Source organism: Acidobacterium sp. FHG110202_01, from assembly GCF_059115305.1.
The window spans coordinates 304102-320195 of record NZ_JBZYWJ010000005.1; the positions used below are offsets into that span (position 1 = coordinate 304102).

Sequence of the window (16094 nt, forward strand, 5' to 3'; positions counted from 1 at the left end):
CTTTGAGTATCGCATGGCTTCGGACTGGAAACGAAGCCATGCGTCTGTTTGTAGATCGGTAATTTGTAGGATTTTGTATGTCTCACCCTTTCATCGCACAGCGAGACGAAACTGGGGAAAGAATGGTTACACCACAATGCCGGGTGCCCCATCCTATCGCGTTTTCTTGCGATAGGATGGGAGACCACAACACTATGAAGCCACTAAGCCCCGGTCTCAATCACCACACGGAAGCGCGCCTTGCCGCTGATCATGCGCTCATAGGCCTCAGCCGCGCGTTCGAGCGGATATTTCTCAATCAGCGGAAGCACGCCGGTCAGCGAGCTGAATTTCAGCGTGTCCTCGGATTCAATGGACGTTCCGCTGGGCCAGCCATGTACCGATTGGCGTTGCATGATCATCGGGATCATGGGAACCTGCAACGGCTTTGGCGAGACTCCAAGAAGCACGAATTCACCCGCATACCCCAGGCCTCCGATCGCTGCCGACATTGCATCGGCATCGGTGACCGTAGATAGAATTACTCGCGCGCCACCAAGCTTCTTCAGGGATTCAGCGACGTTTTCGGAAGTGTTGTCGATGTAGTGATGCGCCCCGAGCTCATGGGCAAACTTGGCCTTGTCCGCCCCGCGCGCAATGGCCACCGTGGTGAAGCCCATCTTGGCCGCAAACTGAACGCCGAGGTGTCCGAGCCCGCCCATGCCGAGCACTGCAACCACATCAGGCGGCCGCGCGCCTGTATTGCGCAGCGAGTTGAAGGTTGTGATTCCCGCGCACAGTAGCGGAGCGGCATCCGCGCTCTTCAACGAATCAGGGACCGCGGCCAGCGCCATCGCAGGAACGACGATGTAGTCTGCATATCCGCCGTCGTAGCTTATGCCGGGAATCAGCAGATTCTGGCAGGCGACCAGGTCACCGCGCCTGCAGGGCTCGCAGCGCCCGCAGTTCCCGCCATACCAGCCAATGCCGACGCGCTGGCCCTTCTGCCACTGCGGAACGCCTTCGCCGACAGCATCGATGAGACCGACAACTTCATGCCCAGGAACTCTCGGGTACTGAATGGGAAAAATGCCTTCTTTGGTTACCGAATCGCTGTGACACACACCACATGCCTGGACGCGCACGCGCACTTCGCCCGCCTTGGGCTCAGGCACATCCCTTGTCACGACTTCAAGTGGAGCTCCTGGTTTGGTTACCGGCACATATCTTGCCTGCATAGTTGCCTCCTTTTTCGATGAAGCGTACTCGATCTGATGACAATGGATGATGAACGACACAAAGAATACGCCATTCAGAGCTATACTCGCCCCATGAGCCAGCATTTCTTTGAACTCATACGTAAAGGGCAGACCACCGAGATCGCTGAGGCCGTCGAATCGCAGCCGGATCTGGCCCGCTCGCGTGATGCGCAGGGAATCTCGGCTGTCATGCTGTCGGTGTACACGCAGCAGCCGGTGATCCGCGACTTCCTGCTGTCGCGCCATCGCGAACTCGATGTATTCGAGGCCGCTGCTGTCGGCGATTGCAGCCGTCTCCACGGCCTGATCTCCGCCGACGCCATGCAGGCCCGCGCTATCTCTCCCGATGGCTGGACGCCTCTGCATTTGGCGGCTGCCTTTGCCAGCTCTGAAGCCGTAACGCTTCTGCTGGAACATGGAGCGCATGCGCACCAGCCGTCGCATAATCCGCTGCGCAATCAGCCGCTGCACTCCTGCATCGCGCTGAACAATTCAGTGGATTCGGTCCGTGCTCTCATCGAGGCCGGAGCCGATGTGAATGCCGCTCAGCACGGCGGATATACGCCGCTGATTCAGGCTGCGGCTGCAGGAAAGAAAGAGATAGCCTGTGTTCTGCTGGAACATGGAGCGCGCGCTGACTGCCCCTGCGATCAGGGAAAGACCGCACTCGACTACGCCCGCGAGCGTGGACACGCCGAGCTGGTAGGACTGCTCGAATCGTACGCCGCTAAATCCATGACGCAGGCTTAAGAAGATAGGCAGTGTCTGCCTGAAATAGGCAGGTAGAAGAACCAGGCTAAAGAGGATGCCGAAAAACTCATAGTTTTGAAGGGGCACGACTTTAGTCGTGCCGTAAATGACTTAAATCAGCGCGGCTTTAGCCGTTGAGGGATTGCTTTTGAACTGCAATGGATTTAAGCACCCTCTTCAGGCCGGTGAATACCAACCGAAAACACAGGAGACTTCAGCCCCGGCCGCCACTCGAATCACTACCGCCGCCCAAGGTTGATATTCAGCTGAGCGCCACGGCCATTCAGAGTATTTACCGCTGAAATCGAGAAGAGGCTCGCCTCGCGCGACCGGTGCCGAAAGACATAATCGCCGATCAGATAGCCAAGGGTGCTGCCCACAACCACGTCGGAAGGGAAGTGCTCGCGCGACAGAACACGCGAAGCCGACACCGCTGTCGCCAGCGAATAGATGGCAATCTTTGTGCCGGGGGCATCGTACTGGCCGGCAACGACGCGCGCGAATGACCACACGATCATGCAATGGTTCGATGGCATCGATTGCCCATCAGGCCAGGTCTTTGGCCCATGCGGCCAGAAGCGCCCCGTGCCATCGCCCTGGTTTGGCCGTTCGCGGTCAATGGCATACTTCAACCCCTCGTTTACGATGAGAGCATCAAGCGTAGCTTCGCCCGCCAGCACAGAGGACTCGCGCAGATAATCGTTATGAGTTCCCGCGCCTACGAAATAACCGATGACCGGCGCCACGGTGGGCCCATACAATCCGCCATAGTCTGAGAACTTCTTGAACTTGTCCTCGCGGTTGGGATGGACCCCGATGTCGCGCATGATGTGCGCGTCATAGTCGATGAAGAGCCCCGTAGCCACTCCGAACGGCGCAATCCATAACAGATCTTTGCCGGTAATCCGCAAAGGGCTGGTGACAATGCCGGCTTCATCCTGCGCTACATGGACAACGCAAGGTTTCACGTTGTGCAGAGAACAGTCATCGTCCTGCGCGTATAGCCCACAAACCCAAAAGAGACCTGCAAGAAAAACAATCAGCTTGAAAAGCATAGAAAACTTGAGACTATCACGCAGGCTTAGGCAGCCATAGCGCAACGCGATTGCCCGGTTGCCTTCGCCATGATTCTTACTCCTTGCCGCCCAGTATCTCTCCGAGCGTCGGTTTGTGCTTCGGTTTGCGCAATTCCTTGCGCGGCTTTTCTTCGATCACGCGCTCCGCTTTGGGCTGGCCGACACGTTCCCGCGCATTGGCTTTTACGGCCTTCACTGCGGAGAATTTCTTCGCCTTTTTCCTGGCCATGGTATCTCTCAGGTTCTTAGTATGAAATACTTTTATGGTTGCTTGGAGGGTTGGCTATGGATGAACGCGAATTTTTCAATGAAAAACAGGAGCAGCGTGCCCATACCCTCACTTGTCCACATTGCGGCAAGGCAGATGAGTACCAGCTCGGCTGGATCGTACGCCAGAAAAAAGCATCGCTGCCGCGCCATGCCGACGAGCGTGACCGCGCGCGCTTTGCCAAGGCGCAGTCCTACATGGTGCGCAAAGACGATATGGTGGCCTGCAGGAATATCCGCTGCCGCAAGCGGTTTGAAGTAGCCGGTATTCAATCCGTCGCGTTCCTGCAGTCGGCCTGATATTCAGGCTATTTACTTCTGAGGCGAGTAAATTCCAGATGAATCGCACCTGCTGTGGTTCCGTTCTGCTGGCCGCTCTGTTTATTTTTCTTCCCTCTTCCGCGAAGGCGCAATCTGGTTCCATCACTTCGCTGCGCCAGCAGTTTCTCAACCCTCCTGACGATGCACGCGTCATGATGCGCTGGTGGTGGTTTGGCCCCGCCGTCGAAAACGACGAGCTGGCGCGCGAGCTTCAGACAATGAAGGAAGGCGGAATTGGCGGAGTAGAAATTCAGCCTGTCTATGCCCTGGCGCTCGATGATCCACAGGAGGGAATCCACAATGACCCATACCTTTCCGATGCCTTCCTTAAGCACGTAAGCTTTGCGAACCAGACCGCGCGGCAGCTCGGCATGCGCGTAAGCATCACGCTCGGAAGCGGCTGGCCTTATGGAGGTCCTCACACTTCTGTCACGCAGGCCGCCGGAAAGCTGCGGATGGTCAAATTTCCATTGCCTGCAGGAGCAGGGCGGGTCCCGCTGCCCAGTCTCGAAAATGGCGAGACGCTGATTGCGGCGTTCATTGCTGCCGGGCAAAGCGACAGCTTCGACCCCTCCAACTCAAAACAGATTGCTTTGCCTTCTCAGGGAACGTCGTTCGCCATCGATCCTGCCGGTAAAGACCGCACGGTGCTTTTCTTTGTGTCGAGTCGCACCGGACAGCAGGTAAAACGCGCGGCGGTCGGAGCAGAGGGTTTCGTCCTCAACCATTTTGACCGTACTGCAATCGACAACCACCTTGAGCACGTAGCCAATCGCTTGATAACAGCGTTTGGCGAGCAACCGCCGTATTCGGTCTTCAGCGACAGCCTTGAGGTCTACGCCTCTGACTGGACTCCGGATTTTCTCGAACAGTTCAAGAAGCGCCGCGGTTACGATCTGACGCCTTACCTGCCGGAGCTCTTTTCCGGCAAGGATGAAGTTGCCAAGGCAGTGCGTCATGATTGGGGTGAAACTCTCTGCGAGCTTGTCGACGAAAATTATCTCGAGCCGCTCACCGCGTGGGCGCATCAGCATCACACACTCTTCCGCTCGCAGACCTACGGCGCGCCTGCCGTGACTTTGTCGAGCAACGTGCTCGTTGATCTTCCGGAAGGCGAAGGCCCGCAGTGGCGCAGTTTTTCCTACACAAGATGGGCGACCTCAGCCAGTCATCTCTATGGACGTCCGGTAACCTCTGCCGAAGCCTGGACGTGGCTTCATTCGCCGCCGTTTCGCGCCGTGCCGCTCGACATGAAGGCCGAAGCCGATCTCTTCTTTCTTGAAGGGATCAACCAGTTCATCGGTCATGGATGGCCCTATTCGCCGGCATATGCGGGCGATCCTGGATATTCCTTCTACGCTGCCGCAGTCTTCAACAACCACAACCCGTGGTGGCCTGTCATGCCCGAGGTGACACGGTATCTCCAGCGCATCAGCTTTCTTCTGCGGCAGGGTGAGCCGTCGAATGACGTTGCCGTTTACCTGCCCACGGAGGATGCTCAGTCAGCGTTCACCCCAGGACACGTGGACCTCGCTGACGATATGCGCCAGTATGCCACTCCAGCACTGACGGCAAGCATTCTGGATGCGGGCTATAACCTCGACTACATCGATGCCGCAGCCATCGACAAGCTGGGAATTCACCATCCGGTGCTTGTGCTCCCGCACGTAGATCGCATTTCGCTGAAGACCTACCGCGCCATCGAAGCCTATATACAGAAGGGCGGAAAAGTCATTGCTGTTGAAAAGCTGCCCGCTCATGCGCCCGGCCTGCGTGAAGCTGAGAGCGACTCGCCGCAAATTTCTGCTCTCTCGCAGAAGCTCTTCCGATCGCAGAACACAGATACCTCCTATGCTTCGGACGATGCGGAAACAGGCAGCCTCATTCGAAAATTCGTTGAGCCTGATATGAAGCTGTCGTCTCCAGCGCCTGAGATCGGCTTTATCCATCGCAAGCTTCCCGACGCCGATATCTATTTTGTCGCCAACACCAGCAATCATGCCGTGACAACACAGGCGCATTTCCGCACTGCGCGAAAGAGCGCCGAGCAGTGGGACGCGTTTTCCGGCAAGAGCTACCGCGCCGATGCTCGCAGCGTCGATCTGTCGCTTGCTCCCTACGAATCACACGTGCTCATCTTTCATGATGGAAGTTCACCACTGCCGGAACCATGGCGCGGCCAGCCCATTACCGCAGAAAAAATCGACCTAAGCCACGACTGGCATGTAGCGTTTACGAAAACCCATCGCGATGAAGCAAAGCCGAGTCTTACATCGTGGACAGAAGAGGAAGCGACCCGCTTTTACTCCGGAACAGCGACCTACACCCGCGATTTCGACCTGCCCCGGAAAACACTGTCACAGGACCGCCATCTCTTCCTTGACTTTGGCGAAGGCAAGTCATTGCCACCGTCCGATCCTAATAAGCCTGGCACGCACGCATTGCTCGAAAGCCCGATTCGCGAGGTTGCGATGATTCGCGTGAACGGACAAAAGGCAGGCTCCATCTGGATGCCTCCGTACCGGCTTGATGTCACGCCATTCCTCCACGCCGGCAGGAACCATATCGAAATCGATGTGGCCAATACAGCCATCAATTCGCTTGCCGGACAGGCGCGCCCCGATTACCGCCTGCTCAACCTGCTCTATGGGCAAAAATTCGTGCCGCAGGACATGGACCACTTGGAGTCATTGCCTTCAGGCATTCTGGGCACGATCACGCTCGTGCCCGAAACATCTTCCAGACAATAATTATTTCGCTGCTGGATAGAGAGACGTAAGGCTCGCCTTCGCATCGATCTTGCTCAGGCGGTACATCAGCGCTGCAGCGCGCTCGGTGTTGATAGGTTGCGTGGCAAGATCAATCGTTTCGCCCGGAGCATGCGCTCCATCTCCAGTCGCGCCAATGCCCGCCAGTCCTGGCAAATACTGTGCAACAAAGGCAATATCGCCAGCGCCTCGCTTCATCGGGTCAAGCTCCGGCATTTCGGTAAACCCCAGGCTCTTGTTTGCGCCATTCAGCATGCGCAGCAACGCGCGGCTGTCCTCCGTAGGGGCCATGGCCGGATATCCTTCTCCAAATTCGATCGTCGCATTTGTCTTCGGCAGGTGCGCAGCAACGATGGACTGCATCTTCTGCTCAACGCGTTCCGTCTGCTCATTGGAAATAGTGCGAATGTCGCCGCTGGCATAAGCCGCAGGAGAGATCACATTGTCTTTTCCTGCAGCATTGCCGGAAATGCTGTTCGCATCGATGGAAACAGTCGAGCCGCCAAGGATCAGGCCTACGTTGTAAGTAAGATACTTTTCCGGAAGCTGAGTGCGAAACGCATCGAGGATGCGCGTCAACTCATAGATAGCGCCATAACCTTTGCCTTCCGAAAAGATGGCCGACGAATGCCCCGTCTCGCCCGTCGTATGAATCCGCCAGGTGATGGAACTGCGGCGGCTCACGCTCCCGTAGAAGACGCCATCTGCGCGTGGCGTGCCTTCAAACTCGAGTGCCACATCGCTGTGCTGCGCCGCTGCCATCATATCGCGCCGCGAGATAGTTGCAGGCTCACCGTGCGCTTCTTCATCGCCGCTCAGCACAATCGTAATGTCGGATTGCTTGAGCACTCCGGCAGACTGCATGGCCTTGAGCGCATACAGCATGATGACCAGCCCGCCCTTCATGTCATTCACGCCCGGACCGGTAGCGATGTTTCCATCAACGGTGTAGTGCTGGAAGGGGCTGTCTTTTTCGAAGACGGTATCCATGTGTCCGATCAGCAGCATGCGCTTGCCGCATTTGCCCGGCTCCGGGCATGGATGCTCAGCCACCAGTGTGCCGGTGCGCTTTACTTCATCCATCGGAACCCACTGCACTTTAAATCCCAGTTCTTCAAGCTGCGGCATCAGAATCTTGCCGACAGCGCGCACGCCTTCCAGATTGTGCGTGCCGCTGTTGATCTCAACCAGCTTGTGCAGCAGATTATTCGATGCCTGCTCATTTGCCTGGATATAAGTGACCATCGCCCGCTCAGGAGTAGATAACTGCTGCGCCGAAGCAGACATTGCCGCCAGCCCACAAAGACACCAGATCAGTTTTTGCATATTGGCTGGAGAATAACAGCAAACGAATCAGGTCAGATGGAAATTACGAGAGCTTCTGCGCCTTCACCTTGTACCCGCTCACTGCAAAGTAGAGCACAACCACATAGCAGACCAGCGGAATGAAAAATGCGCGTTGAATGTTGGAGAGATCTGAGATGCGGCCCATCAGGGCAGGGAAGACCCCGCCGCCGAGAATGGCCATCACCACCAGTGATGATCCACGCTTGGTATAAGGGCCGAGATGCCGGATGCTCAACGCAAAGATCGTCGGGAACATGATCGAGTGGAAGAATCCAAGCAGAACAATGCCCGCAAGCGCTGCAGCACCTTCCGTAAAAATCACCAGCAGCACCGATACCACCGAACCCACGGCAAAGGCTGCGAGCATGTGCGCCGGTTGAATCTTCTTCATCAATGCAGATCCGGCAAAGCGTCCGATCATGAAGCCCAGCAGATGCAGCTTGAGATAATTTGCCGCCTGCGTATCGAGCGTGCCGGGATGCGTGTGCTGCACAAAGCGAATCACGAAGCTCGCGACTCCGACCTGCGCGCCGATGTAGAAGAACTGCGCCAGCACGCCTTTGAGCAGGTGCGGAAAGGCAAAAATTCCGGAAAAGCGCGGCGACTCTTCCTCAGCTTTCTCCTCCTGAATGACAGGCAGCTTTACCGAAGAGATAAGCAGCGCCATCGCCAGGAAAATGGCGACGATCAGCATATAAGGCAGCCGAACCACATCTGCCTCTGACCCCGCAGCTGCAGCATGCGCTCGCGAAAGAATCAGCGCCGATCCAAAGATCGGCGTGACCACAGCGCCCACTGCATTGAAGGACTGCGACAGGTTCAGCCGCTGTTCTGAAGTTCCCGGAGGCCCAAGAAATGTGACGTAAGGGTTCGCAGAGACCTCAAGAAAGGACTGTCCGCACGCCATGATGAAAAGGCCCAGCAGAAAAACGGAATATTCGCGAATGGAGGCTGCAGGGATAAACAGAAAAGCGCCTGCCGCGCAGATGAGCAACCCGCAGACAATGCCGCGCTGGTAGCCGATTTTCTCCATCAGTCTGCCTGCCGGCCACGCGCCCAGGAAATACCCGCCGAAGAAGGCCACCTGCACGAACGATGATTCGAAATCGGTGAGATGAAACGCGCCCTTCAGATGCGGAATCAGAATGTCATTCAGGTTGACGCCCACCGCCCACAGAAAAAAGAGGCTGGTGATGAGGATGAGCGGCAGCACAAACCGCCGCTCGGTAATCGGGCCGCCGGTCTGCGGAGTAGTAGACGACGAAATGCGCGTGACGGCCATAGAAGAAGATTACTCTCCGGCTACAACCGGATTTACAAGCTGGCCCAATCCTGTCACTTCGGCCGTAATGGTTTCACCCGCGCGCAGCCAGCGTTGCGGTGTGCGCCCGAGGCCGACGCCCGCAGGAGTGCCTGTGCTGATGATGTCTCCGGGCTGCAATGGAACAATCGAAGAGATATAAGCAACCAGATCAGGCAGCTTGAAGATCAGCTCGCGCGTGTTCGAGTGCTGCAGTTCTTCGCCGTCGATCGAAAGCTTTACATCCAGCGTATGCGGATCAGCAATCTCGTCTTTCGTTACGATGGCGGGACCGAGCGGCGCAAATGTATCGAAGCTTTTGCCCAGGGTCCACTGTGAAGTAGCCAGCTGCACATCGCGCGCACTTACATCATTGAGGATCGTATAGCCGAAGATATAATCCTGCCATTTCTCCCGTGCGATGCGGCTGCCGCCTCTGCCGATCACGCAGGCAAATTCCGCTTCATAATCCGGCTGCGAAGAAATGGAAGGAAGCTTGATGGCTGCTCCAGGCCCGATCAGAGCGGAAGGCAGTTTCAGAAAAACCGTAGGTACCTTCGGGATCTCCATCTTCGATTCGACGGCGTGATCGCGGTAATTCAGTCCGATGCAAAAAATGCGCGGCGGATTCTGTATCGGAGTAAGCAGCTTTATCTTATCGGGATCCAGGCGCACATCTGTGTCGGCAACCAATTCTTGTGCGGCATGAATAGCCTCCGTGCCTCCCAGGATGACCGAAAGTACGCTGCGAAAACCCGACGAAAGGTCAATAACCGAGCCATCAACAAGAGCGCCGGCGCGCGGGATTCCATCTGCTTCAGAAAAAGTTACAAATTTCATGCATTTCTCCAGACACGCCCATCAGGATAACTGTAATCGCGCAATGTCTCCGGATAAATCTCCGCGCTGTAGCCAGGTTTCTCCGGCAGCACATAATGAGCATCACGGATTCTGACCGGATTGGTAAAGTGCTCGTGCAGGTGATCGACAAACTCAGTTACTCGATTTTCGAGCGATGTTGAGACACGCAGATAATCAAATGCCGAAAGATGCTGCACGTATTCGCATAACCCCACGCCTCCGGCATGAGGGCATACAGGAATATTAAATTTTGCTGCAAGCAGAATCACCGCAAGATTCTCATTCACGCCGGCGAGGCGGCAGCTGTCAATCTGGCACACATCAATGGCGTTGGCCTGCATCAGTTGCTTGAACATTACGCGGTTGTGGCAGTGCTCGCCTGTGGCAATACGCACCTTCGGCACTTCGCGACGGATGCGCGCGTGGCCGAGAATGTCATCCGGACTGGTAGGCTCTTCCATCCACCACGGATTCACTTCCGCTAAAGCTTGCGTGCGCTTGATGGCCTCTTCAACATCCCATTTCTGGTTGGCGTCCATCATCAGCTTATGGTCAGGCCCGATTTTGCTGCGCACCAGTCGCGCCCGGCGCAGATCGTCTTCTGGAGTGCCGCCGACCTTCAGCTTGAAATGTGTCCAGCCTGCAGCCAGAGCCTCATCGCACAGCCGCGCAATCTTTTCGTCGCTGAAGCCGAACCAGCCCACAGAAGTTGTATAAGCGGGATATCCTTTCTGCTGCAGGTGCGCAAGCCGCGCGTCCATGCCCGCTTTGCGCTCGCAGAGAATGCTCTTGGCCTCTTCACGAGTCAGCGCATCGGTGATGTAACGGAAATCGATGGCGCGGACAATATCCTCCGCATCCATGTCGGACAGCAATTTCCAGAGAGGCTTTTCTTCCACGCGAGCATAGAGGTCCCAGACTGCATTGATGAGTGCTCCGGTTGCCAGATGGATGACGCCTTTTTCGGGCCCAAGCCAGCGAAACTGGCTGTCCGATGTCAGCTGCCGGTAAAAAGCGCCGAGGTCATCCGTAAGCGATGAGAAAGTGCGCCCCACAACATAGCGCAAGAGATACTTGAGCGCCTCGACGCAGAGCTCATTGCCGCGGCCCAGCGTGAAGGTGAGACCATACCCGCTAGGACCGTGGTCTGTTTCGAGAATGCAGTAGGCAGCCGAGTAATCGGGATCGACATTGACAGCGTCCGAGCCGATACTCTCCCGCGATGTAGGGAAGCGCAGGTCAATCACTCGTGCGTTGATAATCTTCAGATCACTCAATCGGAATTGTTCTCCTTAAGTTAAGCAGCGGTCCACCCGCCGTCGATGGTCACAACCGAGCCAGTCATAAATTCCGCTTCATCGGAGCAGATATAGCGCACCATCGACGCTATCTCTTCAGGCTTGCCCATCCGCCCCATCGGCTGCCGCGCATCCAGTTCTGCGCGGACTTTGTCTTTCTCATGTGCGTGGTACTTTTCGAGATAGCCTTCGACAAACGGCGTATGCACGGTTCCCGGACAGATACAGTTCACGCGCAGCTGCTTGGGATATTCAACCGCTAACTGCCGCGTCATAGCTATGACTGCGCCCTTTGTTGTGCAGTAGGCGAAGCGCTGCCTGATGCCGACCAATCCTGCGACAGAACCGATGTTCACAATAGAACCGCGGCTCTTGAGCAGCAGGGGAAGCAGTCCGCGTGTGACGAGGTAAACCGACTTCACGTTCACTTCCATCAGGCGGTCGAAATCCTCTTCCTCAACCTGAGCAATATCGCCAACGTGAGCAATGCCCGCGTTGTTTACCAGGATGTCCAGTTGTTCCAGCTGCGCTGCAGCAGCTTCGATGGATTCGCGTTTCGTCACATCGACAAGCGCTGCCCGGGCATGGGGCAGTTCCTTTGCCAGCTTCTGCGCTTTTTCCAGATTGATATCAGCGACTGTTACAAATGCTCCGGCGCGCGCCAGCTCTCTGCATGCGGCTTCGCCAATGCCGCTTGCGCCTCCGGTTACGAGAGCGTGTTTGCCGTCAAGACGAAATGCGTCTGTACTCTGTGTCATCGAAAATTAATCCCCTGCTCTTCAATGCGCTGCTGTGCTTTTTTCAGGATTTCCGCTGAAGGCTCCTGCGTAGTAAGCGCCTGCGTCGCTACGTCGTTCAGGATGGCTGCAAATGCCGGCAGGCTTCGGCTGCGCGGCAGCCTGCGCGCGCCAAGCGAAACCTCTTCAATCTTGCTGTAAGCAGGCGCCTGCTTTTGTACTTCCGGATTTCTCCAGGTAGAAAGCCGTACGCCGACGGTGCCGTGCTTTACAATGCCGAGGTCAAGCTCCGGCTGCGTGACGAAGTGGATGAAGTCATAAGCCGCCTGCTTATGTTTCGAACCGGAGCCGATGCCCAGCGTCCAGAACACGGAGAGAGACGCCGTAGGCTTGCCTTCATCAGCGGGGACCGGCGCAATTGCAACCTTGCCGCGCAGTGGAGAGCCGGGACGGTCGCAGCGCGCGGCGAATCCGAACCAGTTCACCATCATTGCAGCTGCGCCTGAAAGAAACACATCGCCGGAACGCGTCGAATCGAGCTTCTCTGCTCCCGGATAGCTCATCGAAGCATCGCGGATAGTGTTGCGGTAGAAGTCGAGCGCAGCTATAGCCTCGGGAGTGTCCAGAAGTGCGTTGCCGTCCTTATCTTCCAGTTCGCCGCCGCGGCTCCAGAGCTGCAGCGCAAAGTCGTAGAGCGTGTTATGCCCATCCGGAAACGCCGCGAACAGCGTCCCATAAAGATTTTTCTCAGGCCGGGTAAAGAAGCGCGCAATGTCCGTGAACTGCTTCCAGGTAACCGGCGGTTTCAAATCGTAACCGTATTGATTACGAAATGCTTTCTGCTCCCCGGCATCCTCAAAAAGATCGCGCCGGTAGATCAGGCATTCTGGCCCATCGTGCCAGGGCAGCGCGTAGAGCTTGTCATCGAAATAGAGAGGCTCGACAAGCGATTGCGCCCATCCCTGCGGCCAGTCAGGAACCGGCTTCTGCTGTAAATAAGGCGTCAGTTCATCGATCACGCCTTCTTCCACCGCCTCTGCCAGCCAGTCAGTCACGATATAGCCAATGTCCCACGTGCCGTTGCGAAGCCCGCTATTCTCAAACATCTCCGCGCGCAGCTTGTCGAGATCAAGCTGAACAGCTTCGAATTCCACATCAGGATGCTGCACGCGATAAAGCGCAATCTGCTCATCCAGAGCATTTTCAAAATCGGTGAACTCACGAACGGCGATGCGCAGGCGTGTCTTTGGCATAGGCTATCTCTTCAGCGGAACTCCATCGCGCTCGCTGGAAATGTAGGCGGCTTCCACCGTGCGCATGGTGTCGATCGCATCTTCTACGCCGGTCGGCAGGGTCTTTGCATCGCCTGAAACGTAAGCCTGCAGCGATCCCATCGATCCGATAAACGCATCCGGAAACCAGTTGCCTTCCGTGGGTAGCGTCTGCCAGTCTTCTTCACGTCTGGCAATGCTGAGTGTGTCCGGCTTGCCCTTGGGATAATCAAGGTTCACGCCCATCACCGCGCGCAGCGCGCCTTCCGTGCCTTCCCACTGCGCATAGCTGCGTTGCGAACCCTGATAGCGGTGTTCATGATTCGTCGCGATGTAGACACGCTTCCAATTGCCATAATCCAGCATGATGACGCTCTTCGTCGCCGCCAGGCTGGCAGTAAGCGGGTTCCGCACGGTCTTTGCCAGCACGCGCTCCGGATTGCCGAACCATGAGCGCACGAGATCGACATAATGAATGCTGTGGTACAGGATCTCAAGCCGTGGCGCCGTGGCAAGAAATGTCCACAGTTCCCATGGCATGTAGACATTCACCACCACTTCCATGTCGTGCACATCGCCGAGCAGTCCTGAATCGGTGATGCGTTTCGCCGCCAGCATCACTGGAGCATAACGCAGCTGAAAGTTCACCGCAGCCGTCAGTCCCTTCTTGCGGGACAATGCCAGAATCTGTTCAGCCTCTTCAAGCGTGTTGCCCATCGGTTTCTGAAGCAGAGCCGCAGATCCGTCCGGCAGATGCGGCAGCACATCCAGAATTGCGCCCGCCGGAACGGCTACATCAAAGACGCTGTTTTTGGGTGATTTGCTGATAGCTTCAGCGATTGAGCTGGTAGCCAGGGGCACCGAGAATTTCTGCGCCAGCGCTGCCGCTTTTTCCTGGTTCGCGTCGACCAGTGCAACTACAGGAAAACCGGCCTTCCTGTAAGCAGGCAGATGCGCATCATGCACAATGCCGCCGGCTCCGATAATGACAACCGGAAGAGGCGTCTTCGGCAATGGCGGCGCAGCCTTCTGCAAGGCCTGCCGCAAACGGGATTCAAAATCAGCGCCCATCGTGAAACACATGGCGCAGCAGTAACGGAACTGCTGCGCCTGCAATCAATGTTCTATAAGTAAAATTAACTGTTTGTCAATAAAATCAGTTAATTTGTGAAAACATCACGCTTCATACTCCTATTGCCGGAACAATCTTAAAGCTGTACGCATATTCGCCAGGCGCCTGCGCTGGAAGATCGAGTCGCAGCCCATCATCCTTCTGCGTGAAATGGATGGCTGCGCCCGAGCCGAGCAGCGAGACGGAGGCTGGTTTGAAGCCGCTGCCGGTGCCGAGCGAGTGAATCAGCAGATGACCGTCAGCCGGCCACCCCATCGCAATGGCATACAGCGTCTTGCCTTTCGTCGTAAAGCGGATGTCCTGCGCTGTGTACGGCTTTACCGAAGAGTCGTGGAACGATCCAGTCACTACCTTCGTCGGCCCCTCTCCATAAGTCGTCCACGAACGGGTACCGTAGATGGCCTCGCCATTTACCTTGAGCCACGCGCCCATCTTGCGCAGAATGTTCTGCGCTTCCTGCGGAATCGTGCCATCGGACTTCGGCCCGATATTCAGCAGCAGGTTTCCGTTTTTGCTCACAATATCGATGAGCTGCCACACCAGGCTCTCTGGAGATTTATAAGTATCGCCGCTGATGTATCCCCATGACTTGTCGCTGATCGATGTATCGGTCTGCCAGTGCTGCGGACGAATCGCATCGAGCAGCCCGCGCTCGATATCGAGGACTGTGGTGCCGTCAGGAAATGCATTGTTCTTGCGGAAGAGCACAACCTGCTGGCCATTCTTCGCCCCCTGGTTGTAGTAGAACGCGGCGAAGCGCTTCAAGTAAGGCTGGAAAGTATCCTGCTCCACCCACCAGTCGAAATAAATAAGCTCAGGATGATACCGCTCCACCAGTTCGCCGCTGCGCGCAAGCCAGTCATCCAGGTAAGCCTTGTCCGGGTGCCCGGTTCCATCCTTGCTGGGATTGATACCGGAATGTGCCGGTCCATAGAGCGAAGCATATTTCGGGTCCTGCACGTCAGAGGGGAATTGGCGTCCGCCATTCATGAACCAGTAGTGCTCGGCACGGTGCGATGAAGCGCCGAAGTGCAATCCCTCAGCCAGAATCGCCGTCCGCAGCTCGCCCAGAACATCGCGCTTCGGCCCCATCTTCACTGCTGTCCAGTCGCTCAAGTCAGAGCGGTACATCTGGAAGCCGTCATGGTGCTCGGCGACAGGAATGATGTACTGCGCGCCGGATTCCTTGAAGAGCGCGGCCCATGCCTTGGGATCAAAGTCCTGCGCGCGGAACATCGGAATGTAGTCCTTGTATCCGAACTTGGTCTGCGGCCCGTGAGTCTCGACCTGGTGTTTGAATTCCTTCGAATCCTGCAGATACATGTAGCGCGGATACCACTCGCTGCTGAAGGCGGGTACTGAATACACGCCCCAGTGAATGAATATGCCGAACTTCGCATCCTGATACCACCCGGGAATCTTGTAGCCCTTCAGCGAATCCCAGTCCGGTTGAAACGGCCCTTCGTTCACGGCTTTATCCACCGACGAGAGCACTGCCTGGCGCTCTTTGTCATACTTGTGAACCGATTGCTGCCAGGTCAGGTCATCCTGGTTCAGCTGTTGATTCGGCTGCTGTGCCGGGGCTGTCAATGATACGGTTGCAAGCAGAAAGCCAATGGCCAGCGGTCTTGCCAGGCAGGAAATCCTCATCGTCCACTCCGGGGAAATTTTAGCTCCTATTTTTATACGCTAAAAAACATTTTGATGAACAATGGGAATGTCACCTTC

The 16094-nt window shown here is 56.4% G+C and carries 14 protein-coding genes; 3 read left to right on the forward strand and 11 right to left on the reverse strand.

What is annotated here, in order from left to right:
• Positions 1 to 203 precede the first annotated feature (203 nt).
• Complete coding sequence (locus AC5S16_RS12775) at positions 204 to 1217, reverse strand: alcohol dehydrogenase (RefSeq protein WP_493930454.1); 1014 nt, start codon at positions 1215 to 1217, stop codon at positions 204 to 206.
• A gap of 93 nt (positions 1218 to 1310) precedes the next feature.
• Between AC5S16_RS12775 and AC5S16_RS12780 the strand changes: the two genes are divergently transcribed.
• The gene (locus AC5S16_RS12780; protein ID WP_493930455.1) at positions 1311 to 1988 is read left to right on the forward strand and encodes an ankyrin repeat domain-containing protein; all 678 of its coding nucleotides are present in this window, start codon (positions 1311 to 1313) and stop codon (positions 1986 to 1988) included.
• Positions 1989 to 2227: 239 nt separating this feature from the next.
• On the opposite strand, the gene AC5S16_RS12785 is transcribed toward AC5S16_RS12780, so the two are convergent.
• Entirely contained in the window at positions 2228 to 3043 is an 816-nt protein-coding gene (locus AC5S16_RS12785) for a phosphatase PAP2 family protein (protein WP_493930456.1), read from the reverse strand.
• A 76-nt stretch (positions 3044 to 3119) separates the two neighbouring features.
• The gene (locus tag AC5S16_RS12790) at positions 3120 to 3293 is read right to left on the reverse strand and encodes a hypothetical protein (protein ID WP_493930457.1); all 174 of its coding nucleotides are present in this window, start codon (positions 3291 to 3293) and stop codon (positions 3120 to 3122) included.
• Positions 3294 to 3349: 56 nt separating this feature from the next.
• Here AC5S16_RS12790 and AC5S16_RS12795 point away from each other — a divergent pair, with 56 nt between their 5' ends.
• Together AC5S16_RS12795 and AC5S16_RS12800 are read left to right on the forward strand one after the other, a co-directional pair.
• On the forward strand, positions 3350 to 3631 hold the full coding sequence (locus tag AC5S16_RS12795; RefSeq protein ID WP_493930458.1) for a hypothetical protein: 282 nt from the start codon (positions 3350 to 3352) through the stop codon (positions 3629 to 3631).
• A 38-nt stretch (positions 3632 to 3669) separates the two neighbouring features.
• On the forward strand, positions 3670 to 6402 hold the full coding sequence (locus AC5S16_RS12800; protein WP_493930459.1) for a glycosyl hydrolase: 2733 nt from the start codon (positions 3670 to 3672) through the stop codon (positions 6400 to 6402).
• Here the strand turns inward: AC5S16_RS12800 and AC5S16_RS12805 are convergent, their stop codons facing one another.
• From AC5S16_RS12805 to AC5S16_RS12840, 8 genes are all read right to left on the reverse strand, one after another.
• A complete protein-coding gene (locus AC5S16_RS12805) occupies positions 6403 to 7746 on the reverse strand; it encodes a M20/M25/M40 family metallo-hydrolase (RefSeq protein ID WP_493930460.1) in 1344 nt (447 codons plus the stop codon).
• 43 nt (positions 7747 to 7789) lie between these two features.
• Complete coding sequence (fucP, locus tag AC5S16_RS12810; protein ID WP_493930461.1) at positions 7790 to 9049, reverse strand: L-fucose:H+ symporter permease; 1260 nt, start codon at positions 9047 to 9049, stop codon at positions 7790 to 7792.
• 9 nt (positions 9050 to 9058) lie between these two features.
• The gene (locus tag AC5S16_RS12815) at positions 9059 to 9907 is read right to left on the reverse strand and encodes a fumarylacetoacetate hydrolase family protein (RefSeq protein WP_493930462.1); all 849 of its coding nucleotides are present in this window, start codon (positions 9905 to 9907) and stop codon (positions 9059 to 9061) included.
• A complete protein-coding gene (locus tag AC5S16_RS12820) occupies positions 9904 to 11205 on the reverse strand; it encodes an enolase C-terminal domain-like protein (RefSeq protein ID WP_493930463.1) in 1302 nt (433 codons plus the stop codon). Before AC5S16_RS12820 ends, AC5S16_RS12815 begins: the two co-directional genes overlap by 4 nt.
• 20 nt (positions 11206 to 11225) lie before the next feature.
• On the reverse strand, positions 11226 to 11984 hold the full coding sequence (locus AC5S16_RS12825) for an SDR family NAD(P)-dependent oxidoreductase (RefSeq protein WP_493930464.1): 759 nt from the start codon (positions 11982 to 11984) through the stop codon (positions 11226 to 11228).
• Positions 11981 to 13216 carry an ABC transporter substrate-binding protein gene (locus tag AC5S16_RS12830; protein WP_493930465.1) on the reverse strand — a complete coding sequence of 412 codons (1236 nt, stop codon included), beginning with the start codon at positions 13214 to 13216 and terminating at the stop codon, positions 11981 to 11983. The genes AC5S16_RS12825 and AC5S16_RS12830 overlap by 4 nt, the downstream gene beginning before the upstream one ends.
• Positions 13217 to 13219: 3 nt before the next feature.
• Positions 13220 to 14305, reverse strand: coding sequence for a Gfo/Idh/MocA family protein (locus tag AC5S16_RS12835; RefSeq protein WP_493930466.1), 1086 nt, complete (start codon positions 14303 to 14305; stop codon positions 13220 to 13222).
• A gap of 112 nt (positions 14306 to 14417) precedes the next feature.
• Positions 14418 to 16016: an alpha-L-fucosidase gene (locus AC5S16_RS12840; RefSeq protein WP_493930467.1), complete on the reverse strand. Its 1599-nt coding sequence runs from the start codon at positions 16014 to 16016 to the stop codon at positions 14418 to 14420.
• Positions 16017 to 16094: the final 78 nt, after the last annotated feature.

Excerpts from the sequence above, each read along its gene's own strand:
- AC5S16_RS12835 (WP_493930466.1), bottom strand. The coding sequence starts at position 14,305 with ATGGGCGCTGATTTTGAATCCCGTTTGCGGCAGGCCTTGCAGAAGGCT.
- AC5S16_RS12780 (WP_493930455.1), top strand. The coding sequence starts at position 1,311 with ATGAGCCAGCATTTCTTTGAACTCATACGTAAAGGGCAGACCACCGAG.
- AC5S16_RS12790 (WP_493930457.1), bottom strand. The coding sequence starts at position 3,293 with ATGGCCAGGAAAAAGGCGAAGAAATTCTCCGCAGTGAAGGCCGTAAAA.
- AC5S16_RS12825 (WP_493930464.1), bottom strand. The coding sequence starts at position 11,984 with ATGACACAGAGTACAGACGCATTTCGTCTTGACGGCAAACACGCTCTC.
- AC5S16_RS12830 (WP_493930465.1), bottom strand. The coding sequence starts at position 13,216 with ATGCCAAAGACACGCCTGCGCATCGCCGTTCGTGAGTTCACCGATTTT.
- AC5S16_RS12795 (WP_493930458.1), top strand. The coding sequence starts at position 3,350 with ATGGATGAACGCGAATTTTTCAATGAAAAACAGGAGCAGCGTGCCCAT.
- fucP (WP_493930461.1), bottom strand. The coding sequence starts at position 9,049 with ATGGCCGTCACGCGCATTTCGTCGTCTACTACTCCGCAGACCGGCGGC.
- AC5S16_RS12805 (WP_493930460.1), bottom strand. The coding sequence starts at position 7,746 with ATGCAAAAACTGATCTGGTGTCTTTGTGGGCTGGCGGCAATGTCTGCT.
- AC5S16_RS12800 (WP_493930459.1), top strand. The coding sequence starts at position 3,670 with ATGAATCGCACCTGCTGTGGTTCCGTTCTGCTGGCCGCTCTGTTTATT.
- AC5S16_RS12785 (WP_493930456.1), bottom strand. The coding sequence starts at position 3,043 with ATGCTTTTCAAGCTGATTGTTTTTCTTGCAGGTCTCTTTTGGGTTTGT.
- AC5S16_RS12815 (WP_493930462.1), bottom strand. The coding sequence starts at position 9,907 with ATGAAATTTGTAACTTTTTCTGAAGCAGATGGAATCCCGCGCGCCGGC.
- AC5S16_RS12840 (WP_493930467.1), bottom strand. The coding sequence starts at position 16,016 with ATGAGGATTTCCTGCCTGGCAAGACCGCTGGCCATTGGCTTTCTGCTT.
- AC5S16_RS12775 (WP_493930454.1), bottom strand. The coding sequence starts at position 1,217 with ATGCAGGCAAGATATGTGCCGGTAACCAAACCAGGAGCTCCACTTGAA.